We start from the raw sequence: 20,636 nt of genomic DNA on the forward strand, positions 1-20,636 counted from the left end.
ACCCTAGCATTATAAAAAAGTAGCTACTTGCATAGTGGCCAACTGTCTATCAGTCATCCCAAGCCGTATCATCAATGAACATATTTACACATTGAACGATATTAAAATGGCTAAATATCGTCAGAAGTTTTGCCAATATGTTCATATTAACGATAATTGTTTGCATGCTTATCTACAATTTTTCCCATTTTAAGTCTCACAATCTAACTGATGATATGCCGTAGCTAACGCGATCGTACATTTGGAATCCCTCAGTATAAAAACACAGCATTTGTATATAAATACCATGCAATAGCTGTGCATAAACCACTATCTCTATTTTATACCATCACTTTTTGAGTCATAACGACTCTATATTGGGTATCTAACTCGACAATTAGAAGCCACTGATTTTCTTATAAAAACTAACAATAGTCAATTTTAATACAAGGATATACTTTAGTTTTACTAAAAGGACATGCGTATCGATCTTTTGTAGTAAAAAATCAAAAAAAACAGTTGACTTATATATTCATTTTTAAACATATATGTTATATTCATTACTATGGAATTATTACAACAACTTCTCTAAATGTCATTATCAAAATACTTTGGGAGAAACTAACATGATTCGTTTAAGCTACACTCTCAAATGCTGGATGCTAGGTATCACCTATTTTTCAGTGTTTTACTTCATAGTTGTCATGAGCGACCCTAGCTTTGCTAAGTATGTTTATGCATTAGCACTAAGTACTCTACTATTCCCTATTGCCAAGCGTGCAGTCGATGTGATGACGGACTTTTTTGCACCGGATATGGAGCTATTCAATGGATTACTGCCATCAGTCTTAGTCAATGTCGTAATTTGGATATTCACACCAGTTATTGTTGCGCTAACAGTAGTTGCATACGTACTATATAGTATGGGTGTGCTGACAGAAAATATTAGCGACTGAACATTGGACAGCTATACAAATAATGCTTTATACAAGAGCTTCTTTAATCATGCCTGATAGTCTTGACAACCTTCAGCCATCTACTCCTAACTATTTTACTTGCTATCCTTTTTTCCAACAAACTGTACAACAGCGCTAAGTCCTTGATGACGTTTTCCCTCTGACACCATACGCAGCTTTTCGACACCAATGATTTCTGTAAGCCCTGTGAGTTCACTCTGAAAGTAATGTAGTGATCCAAAACGCTCTATTTGACTCGCAGGTGGTCCTCCGATAGCATCTGTCTCAAGCTGGTCTTTGGTATATGCTTCAACGATAAAAACACCCTTTGGCTTTAGTGCAGTCGCAATCTGTGTATGTATATAGTGACGTATCGTGTCAGGTACATGTACCCAAATAGAAACAATGGCATCCCATTTATTCGTACCGAATGGATAATCGGCTAAATCAGCCACTTGAGTTGTGATTGTCACCCCTCTGTCTTTTGCCAACTGTGTCGCTTTTGTCAGACCCACTTCGGACATATCCATCGCAGTAACGTTATAGCCTTGCTGGGCTAAGAAAATGGCGTTCCTACCCTCGCCTTCTGCCAGACATAATACGTGCCCACCTGTGGGAATCTGCTCAAACGTCTCTCTCAAAAAATCATTAGGCTCTTTACCAAATGCAAATTCTGTGCCGCTGTAGCGTTCGTCCCACATGTTTATCATCCTTTTTGTTTGAGATTGTCTCTTACTTTAGTAGCAGTTTGCATAAGATAGGCATAGAGTGCCAGTAAAATAGTCTGTGTTAAATCAGTGGTTTAAAATTCGTCACACTACCAAATTTTAAAAAACTTATGATTGTTTAGCACTATAACTCTCTGACTAACTTACCTTATCCCACATCTTACTAAGACGCTTCGGCGATACTGCCATACGGGTCTTCATTGGCTGGGCAAACAGCTGAATACGATACTCCTCCACCATCCAGCGGTAGTCACTAATGGCGTCTTTATCCGCACGCCCTGCTAGTCGCTCCATGTGTAAATCTAGCGCATAGACGCCATCAAGATCTGCATCTAGGTTATGCTCAAGGCGTTCAAGACGAATCTCTAACGCTTCTAGGTAGCGTGGATACTGTTGCCAATGGCTATAATCCATCCGATAGACAAAATCAGCCAAATGTAAATCTTCTAGCTGGTCTTCAATATCTTCGATAGACTCACCGAATATCTCTCGATCTAGCATCAATAATCCTTGGCGAATACGCTGCCATCGGGTATAGACGTTTTTGAGGGTTTTGATGACGCTTTGACCAGTCAATAAGAAGTTGCCAGCCACTACTTCTAATGTTTTTTGATACTCTTCTGAGGTAAACGGTAGCTCCTCAGCAAGCGCCACAGCGATATCGTCTGCATTTTCAGGCAAGTCTGTACTGTGATCAAATAGCACGTAATGCTCTTCAAGCGCCGCGTCTAATGCTGCATCGATGATGATGGTCTTAAGCTTACCCATATCGCCAAGTGGTGCAAAGGCCAATTTAAAGATGCTATCAACTTGACTAGTGAGCTGTTTTTTCTTCGCGCCAAGCTTACCTTTTACTAAGGTCAACACCCCGATGCGATGCGCCTGTAGTGCCGCATTGACATCCGTATATTGATGAATCGATACCGCTTCACCTGCTTCATCAGCGACCAAAGCCGCAAACTGCTTCATCACCACGCCTGCACTATGATGGTTTTTGCTAAAGGCAAAATGTTCAGGGAATTCAGTATGTGCCCCTTGCTGCTCATTAACGGCTTGACGGGTTTCACTGGCATGTCGAACCTGCAACGTTTGCAGGTCACGACCTTTTTCGATAATACGGTTTTTATCATCGACTACACAGATTTGGGGCTGTAAGTAGCGGTCAATCGTAGACGGATTAAATTTATCTGGTGTCACTGACATAATACCGCGACGATTCAACGCTTGGCAGAGCTGCTTCAATAGTCCTTGTCCACCAGCGGGTTGCAACTCGTCAAACAAACCATCAGCCGTATCAGGAATAGGTACTATCTGACGGCGAATGTCTTTAGGTAATGACTTGAGTAGTTGCAGCACTAGCTCATAGCGCCAGCCAGGCACGCCCCACAATAGCTCGATGGCATCAAGCTGCGGCAACGCGACAAGTGGTACGCGAATGGTTACACCATCATCATCACTTGCCGGGTCAAAGATGTAACGTAGCGGTAGTTTTAAGTCACCCAACTTCCATACTTCTGGGAAGTCTCCCGTGGTCGGTGCTTGGCTATTGAGTACGTCATCATCGGTAAAGAATAAATGCTTGGTGTCAGATTTTTCAACCTCAGCGCGCCAATCTTCAAAAGATTTACGACTGGCAATATGCTCAGGAATTTTTTTGTCATAAAACTGGTACAGCGACTCTTCATCGACCAACAAATCACGGCGACGTAACTTATCTTCAATGCGTTCGATGTCTGCAATTTTATCCATGTTGTGCTGTAAAAATGGCGCTTGACGACCTAAATTACCAGTGACCAGACCATCACGGATAAAGATTTCACGTGACTCACTTAGATTGACTTGCTCATAATTGGTCAGCTGCTTACTGATAATAATCAAACCAAATAGACTAATCTGTGCGTAGGCTTTGACGCGACCTGTCTTCTTCGACCAATGTGGCTCAAAGTAGTGATACTTCAACAAGTCACCAGCAGCGGAGATAATCCATTCCGGTTCAATCTTGGCCACCGTACGCATAAATACCTGAGAGGTTTCTACCACCTCAAACGCCATCACCCATGGTGGTATTTGCTTAAATACCGTACTGGCTGGAAATATCTTGGCTTTTTGTTGTCGAGCAGCGAGATATTCGCCACGATTTTCAGTTTTGTGAGCGATAGTAGATAACAGACCTGTCATCAATGCACGATGCAGGTTCGCGTATTTAACCGCTTTTAGCTCTTCATCTTCAATCGCTGTAGGATCACTAGTAGTAACCTCTAGCGCCTTGCCTTTAGCAGTAGCTTTAGCATCATTGACATCCGTAAGCTTCAAATCAGTGACCATTTGCACCAGTTGACGATGCGTCTGATGCCACTCTCGTACACGTGGAAAGCTTAGATAATTTTTCTTAGTAAACTGCTTTCGCTGATTTCCAGACAACTTATTGCCGTCTTCATCCTTTTCAAACAATGCTTTCCATAGGCTTAAATAGAACAAGAAGTCAGAGTCATCCTGGCGAAACTCAGCATGCTTTTGATCCGCTTGCTGACGTTTATTAACAGGACGCTCGCGTGGGTCCTGAACTGCAAGTGCGGCGACGACAATGAGCATTTCACGAATACAATCAAAGTCAGAACCAGCCACCAACATACGTGCCAGCCTTGGATCGATCGGCATGCGTGCCATCTTTTGACCAGTAGGCGTTAGGGCGAGATGATCGAGACCTTTTTTTGGTTTTGGCTTATTGGTTTTATTCGCAGAAGTGGCTTCAGTTTTAGAGGTAATTGCCCCTAGCTCGTCGAGCAATTTATGCCCGTCCGTGACCAAGCGACTGTCAGGTGGCTCGATAAACGCAAAATCATCGACACTACCTAAGCGCAGATTGGCCATCTGTAAGATGACTGACGCTAAGTTGGTTCGTAGAATCTCAGGTTCAGTGAACTCGGGACGACCGCTAAAGTCTTCTTCACTATATAGACGAATACAGACACCCGGCGCAACTCGACCACAACGACCTTTACGCTGATTCGCTGCTGCTTGTGAAATCGCTTCAATAGGCAAACGCTGTACACGTGAGCGGTAGGAATAACGGGAGATTCTCGCAAAGCCCAAATCAATGACATAGCGAATACCGGGTACGGTCAGCGCTGTCTCAGCCACGTTGGTAGCGATAACGATACGGCGGCCGCGGCCGGACGGCTGAAAAATACGCTGCTGCTCTTCGTAGGTCTGCCGCGCAAACAAAGGCAATACTTCGGTGTGCTTAGGCCCATGACGCTCTAAGACCTCTTGTGTCTCACGAATCTCGGCTTCCGTCGCGGCAAATATCAAGATATCTGCCTGATCAGCATGTCCTTTGCCTTGTGCATCGCTAAAGCACTCTTCTACTGCGGCAACGATGGCACGCGGTAAGTTTTCTTCAAAGTCATCATAACTGTCATCATCGGAGCTCGTCACAGGCTCATCAGTGAGTGGACGATAGCGTACTTCCACCGGAAAACTTCGACCTTCCACATTGAAGATTGGCGCAGGCACTTTACGTTTAAGTTTGGCATCGTAATGACTAAAATACTCACTAAAGCGTTTGGTATCTAACGTCGCTGAAGTAATAATGACTTTTAAATCAGGGCGTTTGGGTAGCATCTTTTTCAGATAACCCATAATAAAGTCAATATTTAAACTACGCTCATGCGCTTCATCGATGATAATCGTATCGTACTTACTCAAGAACCGATCATGACCCAGTTCAGCCAATAAAATACCATCGGTCATAAGCTTCACAACGGATTGCGCCGACCCTTGCTCATTAAAACGAATTTTAAAACTAATGGTATTCCCTAAGGGTTCGCCTAATTCTTCTGCAATGCGGTTTGCCACGCTTCTCGCTGCTAGACGCCTCGGTTGCGTATGCCCTATCTGCCCTTTGATGCCACGCCCTGCCAGCATCGCAAGCTTCGGTAACTGCGTCGTCTTACCAGAACCGGTCTCACCTGCGACGATAATGACTTGATTATCGATGATGGCTTGAATCAAATCATCAGCACGTTGACTCACGGGCAAATCAAGGTTTAGCTTGGCTGGCAAGTCTGCAGGAATGCTATCCATACGTGCCTGTACCGCTTCCTGAGATCGAGTTTTGATTTTGTCGTATTGCTCGCGTTTTTTCGTTAACGCTTCATTGGCTTTTTCACTATTCTCTTTTTTACTTGACACAACAGCACGTGCCAGCTCTCGCTCTAGACGCGTTAAGTAATAGCTGTCTTTAGCGAGTACTGGAAAATCAGCGCTCATATGAGATTGAGCAGCTGTTTTATCACTGCGTGGTGTGGCACTTTTTGGTGTGATATTTAAGTTTTTGTGGTTTGTATCACCGTTTTCTTGATTCGGATTTATGGTGTTGTTGGTTTGACGAGTAGCATTTTCGTTAGATGCTTGTGTGGTATTTTCAGAATTATTGGGCATATATACTTAGGCTATTTATTATTTAAAAGTGTTTAGATTATGGGGGTAATTTGAGTGTGATTCAAGTTGGTTCTGATGTTTGGTCGGTAACCAAAAAGGCTTTTACTGATTTTCAAAGCGCTCATTCAAAATATTTCTAAGCTCATCAGTCATAGGCTTAAATTTAAAATGTTCTGGCTCCATTTGAGCAATCAAAGCATACTGATCATTTTCAATCGAGTTATTCTCACAAGAAAAATAATTCATCTCCTGACCAGTGATGGCATTAATAATATAAAAAGAGGTATCGCTATCTTCAAACTGTGTCAAATTATAATAATTATTCGGATCCCGCATAACGAGATTAGTACCATTAGAAAGAGTCGTATAATAGGTATCCTCAGTAGCTTGCTGTGCTTCTAGCTTTAAAGGGCTACCTTGAGTGGCAAAATAGTACTTGAGCATATAACCAATATCGCTATTAATCACATCCAAACGTAAATGCTCACCGTCTTCCGTGACACATTGATATATTATAAAGGGCTCGTACACACGTGGATTAGTGGTCGTGTTTTCATCTTTCACACTCTCCCATTCCATGCCCATAATAGGTGCATCTAACATGACACCTCCCTCTTCCATCAATTTATAACCTATTGGTACATCTTGATCATTTACCATAGATTGAGAGCTTGATAACTCACTGTTATCTTCTATAGCATTTTCAGCCTCGTTACTTAATACTCCTGTAGTGTCATCAGATTTTTCTGGTTCATTCTTATTATTCCAAAACGCTACAACCACTAGAACAATGAACAGTCCTATTCCAATGCCAATACCTGCAATAACCCACTTGAAAAATCCTTTCATGAAATTTTGCAAACCTGCTCGCCCTATTTTATTTTTGTGAATGAATCATTTATTTAATCAGCTTGTTAATCATACTTATTAATCACAATGCCAATTTTTTCAAATTCTTGATACTCAAATAGCCGACATATTCTTTATCTGCTAAATCCTCATCTATTGCTTTATCGACAACATCGATAGGCTCAATCACTAACTGAAAGTCTGATATCAGATCATTCACGTTATATATATCGTCTATATCCACTTCAAACTTATCATCAATATGTGAAGCAGCATCAAAAGGCGAGTTGCTATCTTTAAAAGTAAAATTCTGATAAAACGCACTCTGTTTTGCTTGTTTAATAGCATCCGCTTGATTGGTGGCAACGATGAGTAACTTATAATGAAACTCTTCAAAACTGCCCTGCTGGTATCCGCCGAGATTAATGAAAAACAGCTTTAGGCTTTTATTATGGTCTGTGTGATTGTCAATTTCATTACTGGGCTCAACCAATTTAATGGTATAACCATCGACGTTAGTAACCGCACGATACGAATCAATATGCCATTTGTTCTTTACTTCTGGCCAATGCTCATTGATATCTACAATTAACTCACTCACCTGATTGGCCACACCAAAAAAAATATCGTGCTGTTCAATCAAGCGACCTTTGGGCCGAGCGCCCAGTTGAATCATATATAGGGTTGGCATAAATTATTGCCTTATATCGTCATTCCACTATGAAAGTATTACAGCGTTAACCTTGCTTGAAGTATTTAATATACATCTACACTCGGTTGCCTTGTACTACTTTTAAATTGAATCGACTATAGTTAAAGTTATGGGGTAAATTATTAAATAAATAATGTCATACCAAGCTTAAAACACACGTCCCGTCCTCAGTGCAAACGCCCAATCCTCTCGACCATTCTTTGAAGCCAATTGAGCAGCAGCCTCATAATCATAAGGCATCTTAATATGCTCTGCTTGCCAGCGTTTCCCCTGCTCGGTATCAACACATCTAATAATTGCATAACTTGCATGAGGAGAATACGTCTGCATTCTATGGGCATTAGGTAAGTCATCTTCATAGGCGGGATAACCAACGCTACCAGTATTGATAACTATTTGATCGGTCGATAGCTTTACCGTACGGGGAATATGGGTGTGACCACATATGATCACGGCACTATCAATACCATTGAGCAATGCCAAAATATCTGCATCGCTACGTACTCTCGGTTGACCTGTTTCTATATTTTCTAACAGATATACCATGTCATCCATCGGCGACCCATGACACAGATAAACGTCTTTGCTTAAATGGCAATCAAAAGGTAAGTTTTGCATCCACTCAATAGCCGACTTAGGCAAATTTTTAATAATAAAATCTAGCGTTGAATTACTCTCAATATCTGCCGCTATCGCCTCATATATCTGTCTATCTTGATTACCACAAATAGTAATAATATCGTCTCGATATGTCATCAACAGATCATAAGTTGCTTTCGGCGCGATGGGGCCATACAAAATATCACCAAGATTGACGATTTGTTCTACATCACGACGTTTTATATCTGCAAGAACTGCTTCTAGAGCAAAGACATTGCTATGAATGTCAGAAATTGCAGCGATGGTACTTATCTGCTGATCATCAAGGTTCATCATATTACTTACCTCCTCTCACCAATAAGGTCTTATACAAATACTAAGAAGCAAATATTAAAAACCTCAGAAAGTAAAAAACCCGATGTTTAAGCATCACTTAAAACATCGGGTTTAGTTTCATTACTATATTATTTGCTAAGCTATATTAAGAAAAAATATGCCCACAGCCCCACGACAAAGGTGGCGATAATATTAAGAATGATACCAGTACGAATCATCTCTGTTTGCTTGATGAGACCCGTACCAAACACGATAGCATTCGGTGGCGTCGCAACTGGTAGCATAAAGGCACATGATGCACCAATACCGATGACCAATACTAGCACTTCATGTGGCAAGCCCATCTGCTCTGCAATAGCCGCAAATACTGGCACTAACAATGCAGCAGATGCTGTGTTAGATGCAAACTCGGTTAAGAAGATAATGAACGCAGATACCGCAATCATCACCACAACCAGTGGTGCAGAAGACAATGCATTAGCGACCGTTTCACCCAGTACTAGAGACGCGCCTGATACTTTCAACACGGTCGAAAGCGCAATACCGCCACCGAACAGCATGAGTACACCCCAGTCAGTATTGTCAGAGACTTGCTTCCACGATACCAAACCCAAGCTCACCACTGCTGCTGCCGCTGATAAAGCAATAATGGCATCTGTATCAGTAACATCTAGTGCTTCACCAATTTGTTTGGAAAATATCCAACTCAACGCGGTAACAATGAAGACAATAATCGTCACCACACGTGGTTTATTCCAAGCAATAGGCTCATCTTCCACTATCACGATTTTACGATTTAGATTGGGTTTGAGGTACACATACATCGCACCTAATAAGAGTGGCAATAGCACCAACATCATAGGTATGCCGAACTTCATCCAGTCAATAAAGGCGATATCCAGTGCCTTTGCTGCGATAGCATTAGGTGGCGAACCAACGATAGTACCTAAACCACCTAGACTTGCCGAATAAGCAATACCTAATAGTACAAATACAAACGTACCGCGATCTTTCTCACGATCGACCTGTGTCAATATACCAAGCGCTAACGGTAGCATCATCGCCGCAGTGGCTGTATTCGATATCCACATTGACAAAAATGCTGTCACGCCAAATATCAAAAACACAGCGGTGTTTAGCTTACCACCTGACATTGATAAAATCTTTAATGCGATTTTTTTGTCCAATTGCTGTACATGCAAGGCGGCTGCCAAAGCAAAACCACCAAAGAACAAATAAATCGTCGGACTAGCAAAGCTCTCTAAACCAATTTTGGCGTCGAAGTCTGGTATGCCAATCAATGCGCCCACGACCACGACCAATAGCGCAGTAATGGTAACGTGTACCGCTTCCGTTAACCAAAGCACGCCAATGAAAAACAATAAGGCAAGACCTTTATTGGCATTGATATCGAACGGCAGCACATTATAAATAATCATAGCGATAATCGCCGCAATAGCGACGACTATCAAACCTTTACCAGTACCCTTTGGAAAGGTATCGGTAAATAAATACTCATTACCATCATTAGGTAGATGGCTGTCTAGTTTTTGCTCTGACATAAAACGTCCTTATTTCCTCAAAGACAGTGTGAATACACCCTCTGTATAAACGGCATAATAGTATTGACTTTGTCATTAACCCAGAAAATACGTGGCTATCATAGCAGATATATGACAGAAAAATTAATTGACAAATCACTTAATAAATTTACTCCAGAACATCCTTTTAACCATCTTTAATGCTGACATATTTATTCCCAATAAGTTCCATCTTAATTTTGGTGTCATTATGCCTTTTATCCATGCACTAGAAATAGATATACACTATTCAAAGCCTATATGATATCTGGTTACATATATTCACTAAACAAGTGTACACTGTATATATACAAGAGTATAGCTGTCTCTCATACTGACTGTTAAGCCAAATAATAATAGACATGGTTAAAGTCTATTTCTATTAGAGATTTATACTGGAAATACATAAAAATAAATAGGAGTACTTTATGACAGACGCAAATAAAACTGATTCAACCACGAAAATGGCACCAAAAGACATCAATCAAGACGGTCTAGCCAAAAAAGACCAGCAACGTACCGATGACTCTGCATTAGATATGATGCAAGGTATGCATGAACATGAAAACCACAGCGAAGAAGACGATAAATAAATTACCGTTTTATGTTTAACGCAAAAAAGAATAGGCGCTTATCATTATGATGAGTGCCTTTTTTGTCTTGGTTCTCTCTTTTCTGGCAAATGATCTGATGCATAGTTATATATAAATGCCGCCGTCAATACGATGGTGATGGGCACCAATAACGCACCATAGCCTACTTTGGCATACAAAAATGCCCCGACAACACTACCACCGCAAAAGCAGTACCAAATAATAGCCTGAAAACCCAGTGTCGGCTTGCTGATTGAGCGACCTGCTAACCAATTACCCATCGCTGCGCCCATGTCTGACGTCAAGCCTGTGAGATGAGTCGTACGAATGACGGCACCACTATAAGTAGCGACCATTGCATTCTGCAATCCACACGCCATCGCAGCGGCTAGCTGCCCTAAATAATCATGCTGCTGGTACAACCAATAGCTAATCAGCAGTAATGATGCCTCGAGATATAACGCACGGCCATAACGTTTGCCTAGCTTTAAAGGCGCTTGTCCAATCACGAAACCACTCAAGACCGCACCTGCTAAAAAAGACAGCAGCAGCGCACCAATATACAAAATACTGTGTACATCTAAATAAGCAATCGCTGATGCAAACAAGCTTACATTACCAGTGACATGCGAAACTGATAAATTAGCAAAGCCCATCAATGCAGCAGTATTGACACAGCCCGCACTAAATGCAAGCACTGCACCACCCCACAATATCCACTTTGGTAGTTTAGTTATCATATCTACTGCCTGAAGGCTAACTTAAAAATGGTCTCTAGTATAACCAAAAAAGGCAGCCAATTGGCTGCCTTCCTTATTTCTTAAACGCTATTTTTTAAACAATGCTATTAATTACCTAAGAATACTCTTAATTATCTAAAACAGTTACTTTGGTTCGTCCAGCATCATTAACTGCTCGCTAATGGCAACGGTATTAAAACCAGCATCAACAAACATAATCTCACCAGTAATACCGGATGCCCACGGTGATAGTAAGAACAATGCAGCATTCCCTACTTCTGTCTGCGTAATATTACGCTGTAGTGGTGCTATTTTTTCACTAATATCAAGCATTTTACGGAATGATTTGATACCACTAGCAGCAAGCGTACGGATAGGGCCTGCTGAAATCGCATTGACACGAATACCTTCACCGCCCATAGAGGTCGCAAGATAGCGAACACTGGCTTCAAGACTGGCTTTTGCCATGCCCATTACATTGTAGTTCGGTAAAACTGAAATGCTACCTTCATAAGTCAACGTCAGCATAGAGCCATGACGCATGGCTAATAATGCACGAGCTTCTTTCGCCAACGCAACAAAGCTATAGCTTGAGATGTCATGCGCAATATGACTACCTTCACGAGTGGTCGCGTTGACAAAGTCACCATCTAGCTGATCCATTGGGGCAAAGCCAATTGCATGTACCACACCGTCAATACCATCACCCCAATGAGCACTCACTTGCTCAAAGCAAGCAGCAATAGACTCGTCAGATGCTACGTCACACTCTAGTACCAAATCTGCTTCGAATTTTTCTGCGGCCATATCCACACGTTTTTTGATCTTATCGTTTGGATACGTCAAAATCAGTGAGGCACCCTCACGGTGTAACGCTTCTGCGATTGCCCAAGCGATAGAGAGCTTGCTTGCGATGCCCGTTACGACAAATCTTTGTCCTTGAAGTAGCATAGTATTTCCTTTTGAATCGATCAAATTTATTGATATTAAAAAATTATTTAGAGTTGTTATATATGACAGATAGCCAGTGATAATTAAACACAAATGATAGGTGAACTATTATACACGAATTAATTTAAGTAAACAGTCGTAAACTAGATTTGCCTACAATGGCGTCTAATATTGATTAAACATTGAACTACGAACCACAGCAGTATGAAGTTAAGCAGATTTCAAGTATAATCACAGCCCTTCCCAGCTTGCACAATTTTTATAAAAATCCTTTATAACCGTTATTTATAACCAAGGATTTAGCGTTAAGCTACACCCACATTTTGGATGGCTGCCAAACTTATGAGTAACACCCCAACAATAACATTAGATTACCTAGAAAGCGCTGAGTCATATCGTCAATTAATTGGCTCAACTGGCGAAGACTTACAGCGCCCTGGTCTTGAAGAAACGCCCATGCGTGCGGCAAAGGCTTTTGCCCATTTAACCCAAGGTTATCATCAAAACTTAGATGAGGTCGTCAATGATGCGCTGTTCCCATCGAGCAATCGTGAGCTAGTTTTGGTACAAAATATTGAATTCTACTCATTATGCGAACATCATATGTTGCCGTTTCATGGTATCGCACATGTCGGCTATTTACCTAACGGACAAGTCTTGGGCTTATCAAAATTTGCCCGTATCGTTGATATGTTTGCCCGTCGTTTGCAAGTTCAAGAGAACCTAAGCGAACAAATAGCACAAACTATTATGGAAGTCACTGGTTGCCGCGGCGTCGCTGTCGTGATGGATGCCGCACATATGTGTATGATGATGCGTGGTGTAGGTAAACAGCATTCCACTACACGTACGATGTCGATGTTAGGCGAGTTTGTCCATGATAATCAAGCTCGTACGGAATTTTTGAGCGCGATACCTAAGCGTCAACCTGCTTTTTAATTATTAAAATAAGTAGTCATTAAAGATATAATCATTAAATATAGAGTCATTAAATATTCAAAAATAAGAAAAGGACGCATAAGCGTCCTTTTCTTATTTTTATTCTGTCAAAAGTTAAGAAGCGATTGGTTTTACGTCATCAATCCAATCACCGTAACCTTCTTTTTCCATATCCGCTAATGGTACAAAACGCAGTGCTGCTGAGTTCATACAGTAGCGCTTGCCTGTCGGAGCAGGACCATCATCAAACACATGGCCGACATGAGAGTCAGCATAACGACTACGTATCTCCGTACGAACAGAGAATATACCGCGATCTTCTTTTTCAACGACCATATCTGTACTTAATGGACGAGTAAAGCTTGGCCAGCCTGTTCCAGACTTGTATTTATCACGAGAAGAGTACAGCGGCTCACCGGATACGACATCGACATATAAACCAGGCGCTTTATTATCCCAGTATTCATTATCAAAAGCGCGCTCAGTGCCCTCTTCTTGAGTCACTTTATACTGAATATCACTGAGTGATTTCTTTAATTCACTCTTGGCAGGCTTTACAAAGGTCTTTGAATTAAAACCAGTAGTAGCCACGGCGGTACTTGAAGGTGTGGTTGATGTATTTACTTTTACACTACCGGCCGCTGGTTTGAACTGACTAAAGTCCAACTCATAGTTTTTACCATATACGCTCTCGATAAACTGGTAGCGACCAGAGTTGAAGGTATACGCTTTATAACGAAGTGGGTTCTTTTTATAGTAATCCTGATGATACTCTTCTGCCGGGTAGAAGGTGCTGGCAGGAACGACTTCTATCACCACTGGCTTGTCATAGACCCCAGAGTCTTGCAGCGCTTTTTTCGCCGCTTCTGCCGTTTGCTTTTCTTGTTGGTTATTATAGAAAATAGCAGGTCGATACTGGGTTCCACGATCTACATACTGGCCGTCAGCATCGGTTGGATCAGCGATACGCCATAATGCTTGTACTATGCCATTATACGTTATTTTCGTCGGATCATAATATACTTGTGCCGCTTCCGTATGACCGGTACCACCTGCCGATACCTGTTTATAAGTTGGATTCTGAGTCTCACCACCTGTATAACCTGATACCACTTCCACAACACCAGGTATCTTCTCATAACCCGCTTCTACACACCAAAAACAGCCGCCAGCGACTGTCGCCACAGCCAAATTAGGATCTGTAGGCGCATAAGGGTTATTACCAGTGGTTGGTGGCGTGGTCTTCGCAGTATTTTCAGTGGCAGCACAGCCGACAAAGAAAGTACTGCTCGCCGCAACAACCATAGCAGCGACCTTTGTGTTTAGTTTGAGGTTCATTAGAATATCCTAAAAATAATGTTATGGAGTGAGGCTACACAGTTATCATAACCCTTGTGTGTCACTGGAATACACCTAGTTTGTTATAAAAATTTAACGTAGATTAAAAACTCTGTACTTAAACTGAACAATCATCGTCTAATGTTTTTGGTTTAAGCTATTTTTTAGGTTTTTACTTTTCGAATAGCCGTTTTTTGAGTATTTACAAGCTAAACCCATACAGCGTAATATGAAAAAAGAGCATGCTACACTGGTGGTAGCATGCTCTTTTTATACCGCATTTATATATCTTAGGCTACCTTAATACTTTCTCTTTTATCATTCATACAGCGATCACTTGCCTGCTTGATCTTTGTTAAGATATCTTTTATTTCAGATGCTGTGAGGTAAAGTGGTACTGCATAGGTATCACTGACTTCTTTTGCAGCGGCTTTAGCAATATTATCAAAATCACTGGTTTGTAAGCCATTAACAGTGGGTTCTATATTTAAGTCTGCAATCAGCTCACGTACTTGAGCGATTAGATGATCGGTTATCGTACTGTCAATACTGTCACTTCCAGCTGCTTGATCTGTGTTTACTATGCCTGTTTTTCTAGCCAATGCCGCCAGTCTTTTTTGGCTTGCTTGACGGTTCACATCCAAAACGTAAGGCAACACAATAGCATTTGCACGACCATGAGGAATACGATAATGCGCCCCTAATTGATGAGCAATCGCATGCACATAGCCGAGGCCCGCTTTATTAAAGGCAATACCACCATAGTGAGCCGCTACACCCATCGCTTCTCTTGCTTTCAGGTCGCCACCATCTTTATAGACTATCGGTAAGTAATGCATAACAGACTTGACCGCAGAGGCTGCATAATAGTCGGTCTCTACGCTAGCGTTCACACTCATCCATGCCTCTAACGCATGTGTCAATACATCGATACCTGTATCAGCGGTAATATGGGCTGGCATGCCTTTCATAATAACTGGATCAATCGCGGCTGCTAATGGCACCATCCTAGGATCAATGGAGAGTGCTTTTTGATGCGTCTTGTCATCAGACACTACTGCGCCAAGCGTGGCTTCTGAGCCAGTGCCTGCCGTCGTCGGCACGCAGTACAAAGGAATGGCGGGTTTTCTTGCTTTGAGAATACCAATGAGCTGCTTAGGTTTGCAGCCATTACCCTGCGACATCGCCATCATTTTGGCAGCATCAATGACCGAACCGCCACCGATGGCGATGATTGCATCACACTTTGCTGCAATAGACTGGCTTAGACCTTCTTCGATTACCGTAAAAGTAGGATCTGGCGTAATACCATCGTAGACATGATAGCTGATATTTTTTGCCTCTAAATATTCAGTGACTTTCGCAGGTATACCAAGCTTATTTAGCACTGCATCAGTGACAATAAATACGTTAGTGCTTCCTTCATTGATGAGCATATCACACAGCTCATGACAAGCAGACTCACCGACGAACAGCATTGGTCTTCTGATAGGAATGACATAAGAGACAGCTTTAAGCACTTTGGCGCGAGTCTTAGCAACAGCGACATACCCTGCATGTTGCAATCTGTTACTGCTTACTAATTTAGAAATACTATTTTGCTTCTTCATGGGTAAACAGTCCTTTTAATAATACCAAAATAGCAATAACAACCATTTTAATCAGCGACTAAAAGCCATTAGCAAAGTAACAGCTCATCTATAGTTGATTCAGTTTAAAAGAGATACAAGGCAACCGAATGTAGATGTATATGTAATACTTCAAGCGAGGTTAACGCTGTCACTCTTTTATAGAGGATTGGATACGGTGTCAGTCTCGCTTAGTCTACGACTTGTAGTACTTTAACTCGGCTTCCTTGTATCCAAATTATATTGAACTAACTATAGTGTCAAAGTGAGCCTTAATATTTACGCTGAAAAATCACTTTCTAACCGTAGTTTATCACTGCCATCTATATGATATCGCTATTAATATGAACTGCTACAGTCAACTTCATTTAGGTAAGCTATGGGGTCACACTTAAGTAATACTCGCCTGCAGCAAACGCCTAACATACGGATGTTGCGGATTATGAAAAATATCTTCAGTACTCCCTGACTCTACACACGTACCGTCTTTTAACACCATGATTTTTTGGCATAGCGCCCGCACGACTTTTAGGTCATGGCTGATAAATACATAGCTGATTTGCAGTTTTTGTTGAATCTCACGTAGCAGGTTAACCACTGTCACCTGCGTGGTACTGTCTAGTGCGGAAGTCGGTTCATCCAATATTAATAGACTTGGCTGCATGATAAGCGCGCGCGCGAGTGCCACGCGTTGTCGCTGACCACCAGACAACTCATGCGGATAGCGCTGTGAAAACTCAGCTGGTAGATGTACGGTAGCCAGACTATCAATAACTGCCTGCTGACGAGTGGCCTTATCGACACCTTGGACGAGCAACCCTTCTTCAACGATTTGCATTACGGTCATACGAGGATTAATACTGGCAAATGGGTCTTGAAATACCATCTGAATCTGCGAGCGAAAGATGCGTAGATCACGTTTCGATAATGCCGAAATATCTTGCTCATTGACTATTATCTGTCCACTAACACGCCCTGTATTACCAAGTAATTGACTTAAAGCAAGCGCCGTCGTCGTTTTTCCAGAGCCGGATTCACCTACGATACCCAATGCCTGTCCTTTATGCAGCGTTATATCTAAACCTTTAACCGCATCAAACCAACGCTTGGTACCGCCAAATAGACTTTTTTCCATTGGGAACTGTACTTGTAGCGTATTTACTTGTAATACCGTTAACTGTTCACTTTTATTATCATCCAATATAGTCAATACTTGACCAAAATCCTGCTGGATAAGCGTGCGGGTATACTCTGCTTTGGGCTGATTAAATACAGCGGCCGTTTGTCCTTGTTCAATCGTTTTTCCTTGGCGCATGACAATGACATCATCACTATAACGTCTGACCAAATTGAGGTCATGACTGATAAGCACCATGGCCATATTATGCTGACGCTTGAGATCATCTAACAGCTCAAGAATCTCATGTTGCAACGTCACATCGAGTGCTGTAGTCGGCTCATCAGCGATTAAAATATCGGGCTGCTGTGCCAATGCCATCGCAATCATGACGCGCTGACGCTGACCACCTGATAGCTCATGCGGATAGCGATTCAACTTATCAGCAGGATCAGTAATATTGACATCATCTAACAAGGCGATACTTTGTTCGCGCCATTGCTTTTTAGGAATACCACTTAGGCGCAGTGACTCAGCAATTTGTTTAGCAACCGTATGTAGAGGGTTAAGCGCCGTCATTGGCTCTTGAAACACCATACCAATACGCTGCCCACGTATAGCACGTAATGCCGTGTTCTGCCCTTTTCCATTAGCTATCGGTAAGATTGTCATACCTGCTGAATCTGCTAGCTGCACCTTGCCCGTAATGGTCAAGCTATCTGGTAATAATCCTAGCAGCGCGAGACTGGCTATTGATTTGCCAGAACCTGACTCACCAACGATGGCTAGGGTTTGCCCTTGTGTGAGCTCATAAGACAGTGTATCAACCAAAGGCACGCCCACATCGGTATGAATACTGAGCTTATCTACCGACAGTATGACTGTGTTTGTTGCCTGATCATCATTTTTATTTGATCGGTTATTTTTAGCAGTCGTCATTGTCATATTAAGAGCGCCTCGGATCAAACGCATCACGCAGCGCTTCGCCAACGAAGATGAGTAACGATAAAATAAAGGTCAAACTGAAGAACCCAGATAAAGCCAGCCACGGTGCATCCAGATTATTTTTGCCTTGTACCATCAGTTCACCAAGCGACGGTGAGCCCGGCGGTAAACCGTACCCTAAGAAGTCTAGCGCCGTTAAGGCAATGATATTCGCCGTTAAAATAAAGGGTAGTTGAGATAAACTTGAGGCCAAAGCATTCGGCAATATGTGTCTCAGCATAATCTGGCTGTCCGACACACCAAGATTGCGAGCAGCTCGAACATAGTCAAAGTTACGCGCGCGCAAAAACTCTGCCCGTACCAAACCCACCAGACCCATCCAGCCAAACAATAGCATCAGGGCAAACAGCATGGTGATACTCGGACTGAATAAACTGACCAAAATAATAATCATAAACAACTGAGGCATCCCGCCCCACACTTCCATAAAACGCTGTCCAATCAAGTCCACCCAGCCACCGTAATAGCCTTGGATAGCACCAACGATAATACCAATCAATGCGCCCGCAAGTGTCAATGCCAAGCCAAACAATAAAGACACTCGCAGCCCATAAAGTATGCGCGCCAGTACATCACGGCCCAAATCATCCGTACCAAGCCAATTTTGGGCGTTGGGTGCCGCTGGATAAGGAATGCCTAGCTCTACGTTGGGTGTCTGATCGGCAAAGGGAATGAGCGGCATAATATAAAAGCCCTGCTCATCAATCAATGCTTGCACCGCAGGATCTTTGTAATTGGTTTCGGTTTCGAACACACCACCAAAAGTCGTTTCAGGATAAGCCTTTACGACAGGAAAGTAATAATCACCTTGATACTGCACCAGTAGCGGCTTGTCATTCGCAATCACATTGGCTGCCATACAAATGGTAAATATCAGCGCAAAAACAAATAGCGAGATAACACCAAGGCGATTTTGGCGAAAACGATTTAGCCGTGCCTGCCAGATAGGATTTAGCCGACGTTTTTTTGGCATAGAGACAGGAGATTCAGATGAGGGCGTAGAAGGTGATGGATGACTTGACATTAGCGCCCCTCAAAATCAATACGGGGATCAATCAGGTGATAACTTAAATCGCTGATTAATTGTAATAACAATCCCACCAAGGTAAAGATAAATAACGTACCAAAGATTACGGGATAATCGCGCTGCTGAATGGCTTCAAAGCCAAGTAAGCCCAAACCATCTAATTTGAAGATAATCTCAATCAGAAAGTTACCGGCAAAGAAAATGCCAACGATAGCGGCTGGAATACCAGCGATAATGATTAACATAGCATTACGGAAAACATGCCCATATAAGACTTGCCGCTCTCCTAAACCTTTGGCACGAGCAGTAAGTACATACTGCTTACCTAATTCTTCTAAAAAGCTGAATTTGGTCAAATAGGTCAAGCCAGCAAACCCGCCAACCGTACTTGCTAAGAGTGGCAACGCCAAATGCCAAAAGTAATCTTTTACTTTGCCAAAGGCGCTTAGTTGGTCAAAGTTCTCAGAGGTTAGCCCTTGTAGTGGAAAGATATTCCAGTAGCTGCCACCAGCAAAGAAAACCAGTAGTATGACGGCAAATACAAAGACGGGTATCGCATGACCGATAGCGAGCAGCATAGCCGTTGCTTTATCAATCCCAGAACCATGATGCATGGCTTTATAGACCCCGAGTGGAATGGCTATCATATAAATCAGCAGCGTACTCCATAGCCCAAGCGAGATTGATACTGGCAGTTTTTCTACAATGAGATCGGTTACCGTCTGACCTTTAAAAAATGACTCACCAAAATCTAGCTGGACATAGTTTTTTAGCATTAGCCAAAAGCGCTCGGGGGCTGATTTATCAAAACCATATTGCGCATTAATCGCTGCCACCATCTCTTCAGATAGGCCGCGCGTACCTTGATACGTGCTGTTATTGCTACCTGCACTGCCCGCACCAATATTACCAGCTAATGCATTGTCTTTTGCGCCTTGTTCAATAAGCGCAAGCTGCTGCTCAACAGGACCGCCGGGGGCTGCTTGTACAATGACAAAGTTTGCGAGCAATATCAAAAATAGCGTCGGTAATATCAACAGTAATCTTTTTAAGATATAACGACCCATAACAGCAGCTTCCTAGCATAACAAACATGACGACAGAGAAAACGAGCG

16 protein-coding genes are annotated in these 20,636 nt (G+C 42.3%); 3 read left to right on the forward strand and 13 right to left on the reverse strand.

Annotation, left to right across the window (positions count from 1 at the left end):
- Positions 1-605 precede the first annotated feature (605 nt).
- Entirely contained in the window at positions 606-935 is a 330-nt protein-coding gene (locus tag IPZ60_RS04160) for a hypothetical protein (protein ID WP_194196600.1), read from the forward strand.
- A gap of 95 nt (positions 936-1,030) precedes the next feature.
- Here IPZ60_RS04160 and IPZ60_RS04165 read toward each other — a convergent pair whose 3' ends face one another.
- From IPZ60_RS04165 to IPZ60_RS04190, 6 genes are all read right to left on the reverse strand, one after another.
- Positions 1,031-1,636 (reverse strand): bifunctional 2-polyprenyl-6-hydroxyphenol methylase/3-demethylubiquinol 3-O-methyltransferase UbiG, encoded by a 606-nt coding sequence (locus IPZ60_RS04165; RefSeq protein ID WP_194196601.1) that lies wholly within the window; start codon positions 1,634-1,636, stop codon positions 1,031-1,033.
- Between the two features lie 165 nt (positions 1,637-1,801).
- Positions 1,802-5,935, reverse strand: coding sequence for an ATP-dependent RNA helicase HrpA (gene hrpA, locus IPZ60_RS04170; protein WP_194196823.1), 4,134 nt, complete (start codon positions 5,933-5,935; stop codon positions 1,802-1,804).
- Positions 5,936-6,208: 273 nt separating this feature from the next.
- Complete coding sequence (locus IPZ60_RS04175) at positions 6,209-6,967, reverse strand: hypothetical protein (protein WP_194196602.1); 759 nt, start codon at positions 6,965-6,967, stop codon at positions 6,209-6,211.
- Positions 6,968-7,037: 70 nt separating this feature from the next.
- Entirely contained in the window at positions 7,038-7,646 is a 609-nt protein-coding gene (locus IPZ60_RS04180) for a DUF1543 domain-containing protein (RefSeq protein ID WP_194196603.1), read from the reverse strand.
- A 168-nt stretch (positions 7,647-7,814) separates the two neighbouring features.
- A complete protein-coding gene (locus IPZ60_RS04185) occupies positions 7,815-8,603 on the reverse strand; it encodes a metallophosphoesterase (protein WP_227669215.1) in 789 nt (262 codons plus the stop codon).
- 140 nt (positions 8,604-8,743) lie between these two features.
- Entirely contained in the window at positions 8,744-10,165 is a 1,422-nt protein-coding gene (locus IPZ60_RS04190; RefSeq protein ID WP_194196604.1) for a DASS family sodium-coupled anion symporter, read from the reverse strand.
- Between the two features lie 446 nt (positions 10,166-10,611).
- Here IPZ60_RS04190 and IPZ60_RS04195 point away from each other — a divergent pair, with 446 nt between their 5' ends.
- Entirely contained in the window at positions 10,612-10,776 is a 165-nt protein-coding gene (locus IPZ60_RS04195; protein WP_194196605.1) for a hypothetical protein, read from the forward strand.
- A gap of 44 nt (positions 10,777-10,820) precedes the next feature.
- Here IPZ60_RS04195 and IPZ60_RS04200 read toward each other — a convergent pair whose 3' ends face one another.
- Positions 10,821-11,516 carry a YoaK family protein gene (locus tag IPZ60_RS04200; RefSeq protein ID WP_194196606.1) on the reverse strand — a complete coding sequence of 232 codons (696 nt, stop codon included), beginning with the start codon at positions 11,514-11,516 and terminating at the stop codon, positions 10,821-10,823.
- A 144-nt stretch (positions 11,517-11,660) separates the two neighbouring features.
- A complete protein-coding gene (locus IPZ60_RS04205) occupies positions 11,661-12,467 on the reverse strand; it encodes an enoyl-ACP reductase (protein WP_194196607.1) in 807 nt (268 codons plus the stop codon).
- 342 nt (positions 12,468-12,809) lie between these two features.
- Between IPZ60_RS04205 and folE the strand changes: the two genes are divergently transcribed.
- Positions 12,810-13,406: a GTP cyclohydrolase I FolE gene (folE, locus tag IPZ60_RS04210; protein WP_227669216.1), complete on the forward strand. Its 597-nt coding sequence runs from the start codon at positions 12,810-12,812 to the stop codon at positions 13,404-13,406.
- Between the two features lie 114 nt (positions 13,407-13,520).
- Here the strand turns inward: folE and msrB are convergent, their stop codons facing one another.
- From msrB to yejB, 5 genes are all read right to left on the reverse strand, one after another.
- Positions 13,521-14,744, reverse strand: a complete 1,224-nt coding sequence (gene msrB / locus IPZ60_RS04215; protein WP_194196609.1) for a peptide-methionine (R)-S-oxide reductase MsrB — start codon at positions 14,742-14,744, stop codon at positions 13,521-13,523.
- Between the two features lie 290 nt (positions 14,745-15,034).
- Positions 15,035-16,354, reverse strand: coding sequence for an iron-containing alcohol dehydrogenase (locus IPZ60_RS04220; RefSeq protein ID WP_194196610.1), 1,320 nt, complete (start codon positions 16,352-16,354; stop codon positions 15,035-15,037).
- Between the two features lie 409 nt (positions 16,355-16,763).
- Complete coding sequence (locus IPZ60_RS04225) at positions 16,764-18,428, reverse strand: ABC transporter ATP-binding protein (protein WP_227669238.1); 1,665 nt, start codon at positions 18,426-18,428, stop codon at positions 16,764-16,766.
- A 7-nt stretch (positions 18,429-18,435) separates the two neighbouring features.
- Positions 18,436-19,467 (reverse strand): ABC transporter permease, encoded by a 1,032-nt coding sequence (locus IPZ60_RS04230; RefSeq protein WP_265087440.1) that lies wholly within the window; start codon positions 19,465-19,467, stop codon positions 18,436-18,438.
- Positions 19,468-19,517: 50 nt separating this feature from the next.
- On the reverse strand, positions 19,518-20,588 hold the full coding sequence (yejB, locus tag IPZ60_RS04235; protein WP_194196613.1) for a microcin C ABC transporter permease YejB: 1,071 nt from the start codon (positions 20,586-20,588) through the stop codon (positions 19,518-19,520).
- Between the last annotated feature and the right edge of the window lie 48 nt (positions 20,589-20,636).

It is taken from the genome of Psychrobacter sp. NG25 (genome assembly GCF_015234355.1).
GTDB lineage: Bacteria > Pseudomonadota > Gammaproteobacteria > Pseudomonadales > Moraxellaceae > Psychrobacter.

What these genes read in the sequence shown, in the direction of transcription:
- IPZ60_RS04160 (WP_194196600.1), top strand. Translation starts at nt 606, where the DNA reads ATGATTCGTTTAAGCTACACTCTCAAATGCTGGATGCTAGGTATCACC.
- IPZ60_RS04165 (WP_194196601.1), bottom strand. Translation starts at nt 1,636, where the DNA reads ATGTGGGACGAACGCTACAGCGGCACAGAATTTGCATTTGGTAAAGAG.
- hrpA (WP_194196823.1), bottom strand. Translation starts at nt 5,935, where the DNA reads ATGAGCGCTGATTTTCCAGTACTCGCTAAAGACAGCTATTACTTAACG.
- IPZ60_RS04180 (WP_194196603.1), bottom strand. Translation starts at nt 7,646, where the DNA reads ATGCCAACCCTATATATGATTCAACTGGGCGCTCGGCCCAAAGGTCGC.
- IPZ60_RS04185 (WP_227669215.1), bottom strand. Translation starts at nt 8,603, where the DNA reads ATGATGAACCTTGATGATCAGCAGATAAGTACCATCGCTGCAATTTCT.
- IPZ60_RS04190 (WP_194196604.1), bottom strand. Translation starts at nt 10,165, where the DNA reads ATGTCAGAGCAAAAACTAGACAGCCATCTACCTAATGATGGTAATGAG.
- IPZ60_RS04195 (WP_194196605.1), top strand. Translation starts at nt 10,612, where the DNA reads ATGACAGACGCAAATAAAACTGATTCAACCACGAAAATGGCACCAAAA.
- IPZ60_RS04200 (WP_194196606.1), bottom strand. Translation starts at nt 11,516, where the DNA reads ATGATAACTAAACTACCAAAGTGGATATTGTGGGGTGGTGCAGTGCTT.
- IPZ60_RS04205 (WP_194196607.1), bottom strand. Translation starts at nt 12,467, where the DNA reads ATGCTACTTCAAGGACAAAGATTTGTCGTAACGGGCATCGCAAGCAAG.
- folE (WP_227669216.1), top strand. Translation starts at nt 12,810, where the DNA reads ATGAGTAACACCCCAACAATAACATTAGATTACCTAGAAAGCGCTGAG.
- msrB (WP_194196609.1), bottom strand. Translation starts at nt 14,744, where the DNA reads ATGAACCTCAAACTAAACACAAAGGTCGCTGCTATGGTTGTTGCGGCG.
- IPZ60_RS04220 (WP_194196610.1), bottom strand. Translation starts at nt 16,354, where the DNA reads ATGAAGAAGCAAAATAGTATTTCTAAATTAGTAAGCAGTAACAGATTG.
- IPZ60_RS04225 (WP_227669238.1), bottom strand. Translation starts at nt 18,428, where the DNA reads ATGACGACTGCTAAAAATAACCGATCAAATAAAAATGATGATCAGGCA.
- IPZ60_RS04230 (WP_265087440.1), bottom strand. Translation starts at nt 19,467, where the DNA reads ATGCCAAAAAAACGTCGGCTAAATCCTATCTGGCAGGCACGGCTAAAT.
- yejB (WP_194196613.1), bottom strand. Translation starts at nt 20,588, where the DNA reads ATGGGTCGTTATATCTTAAAAAGATTACTGTTGATATTACCGACGCTA.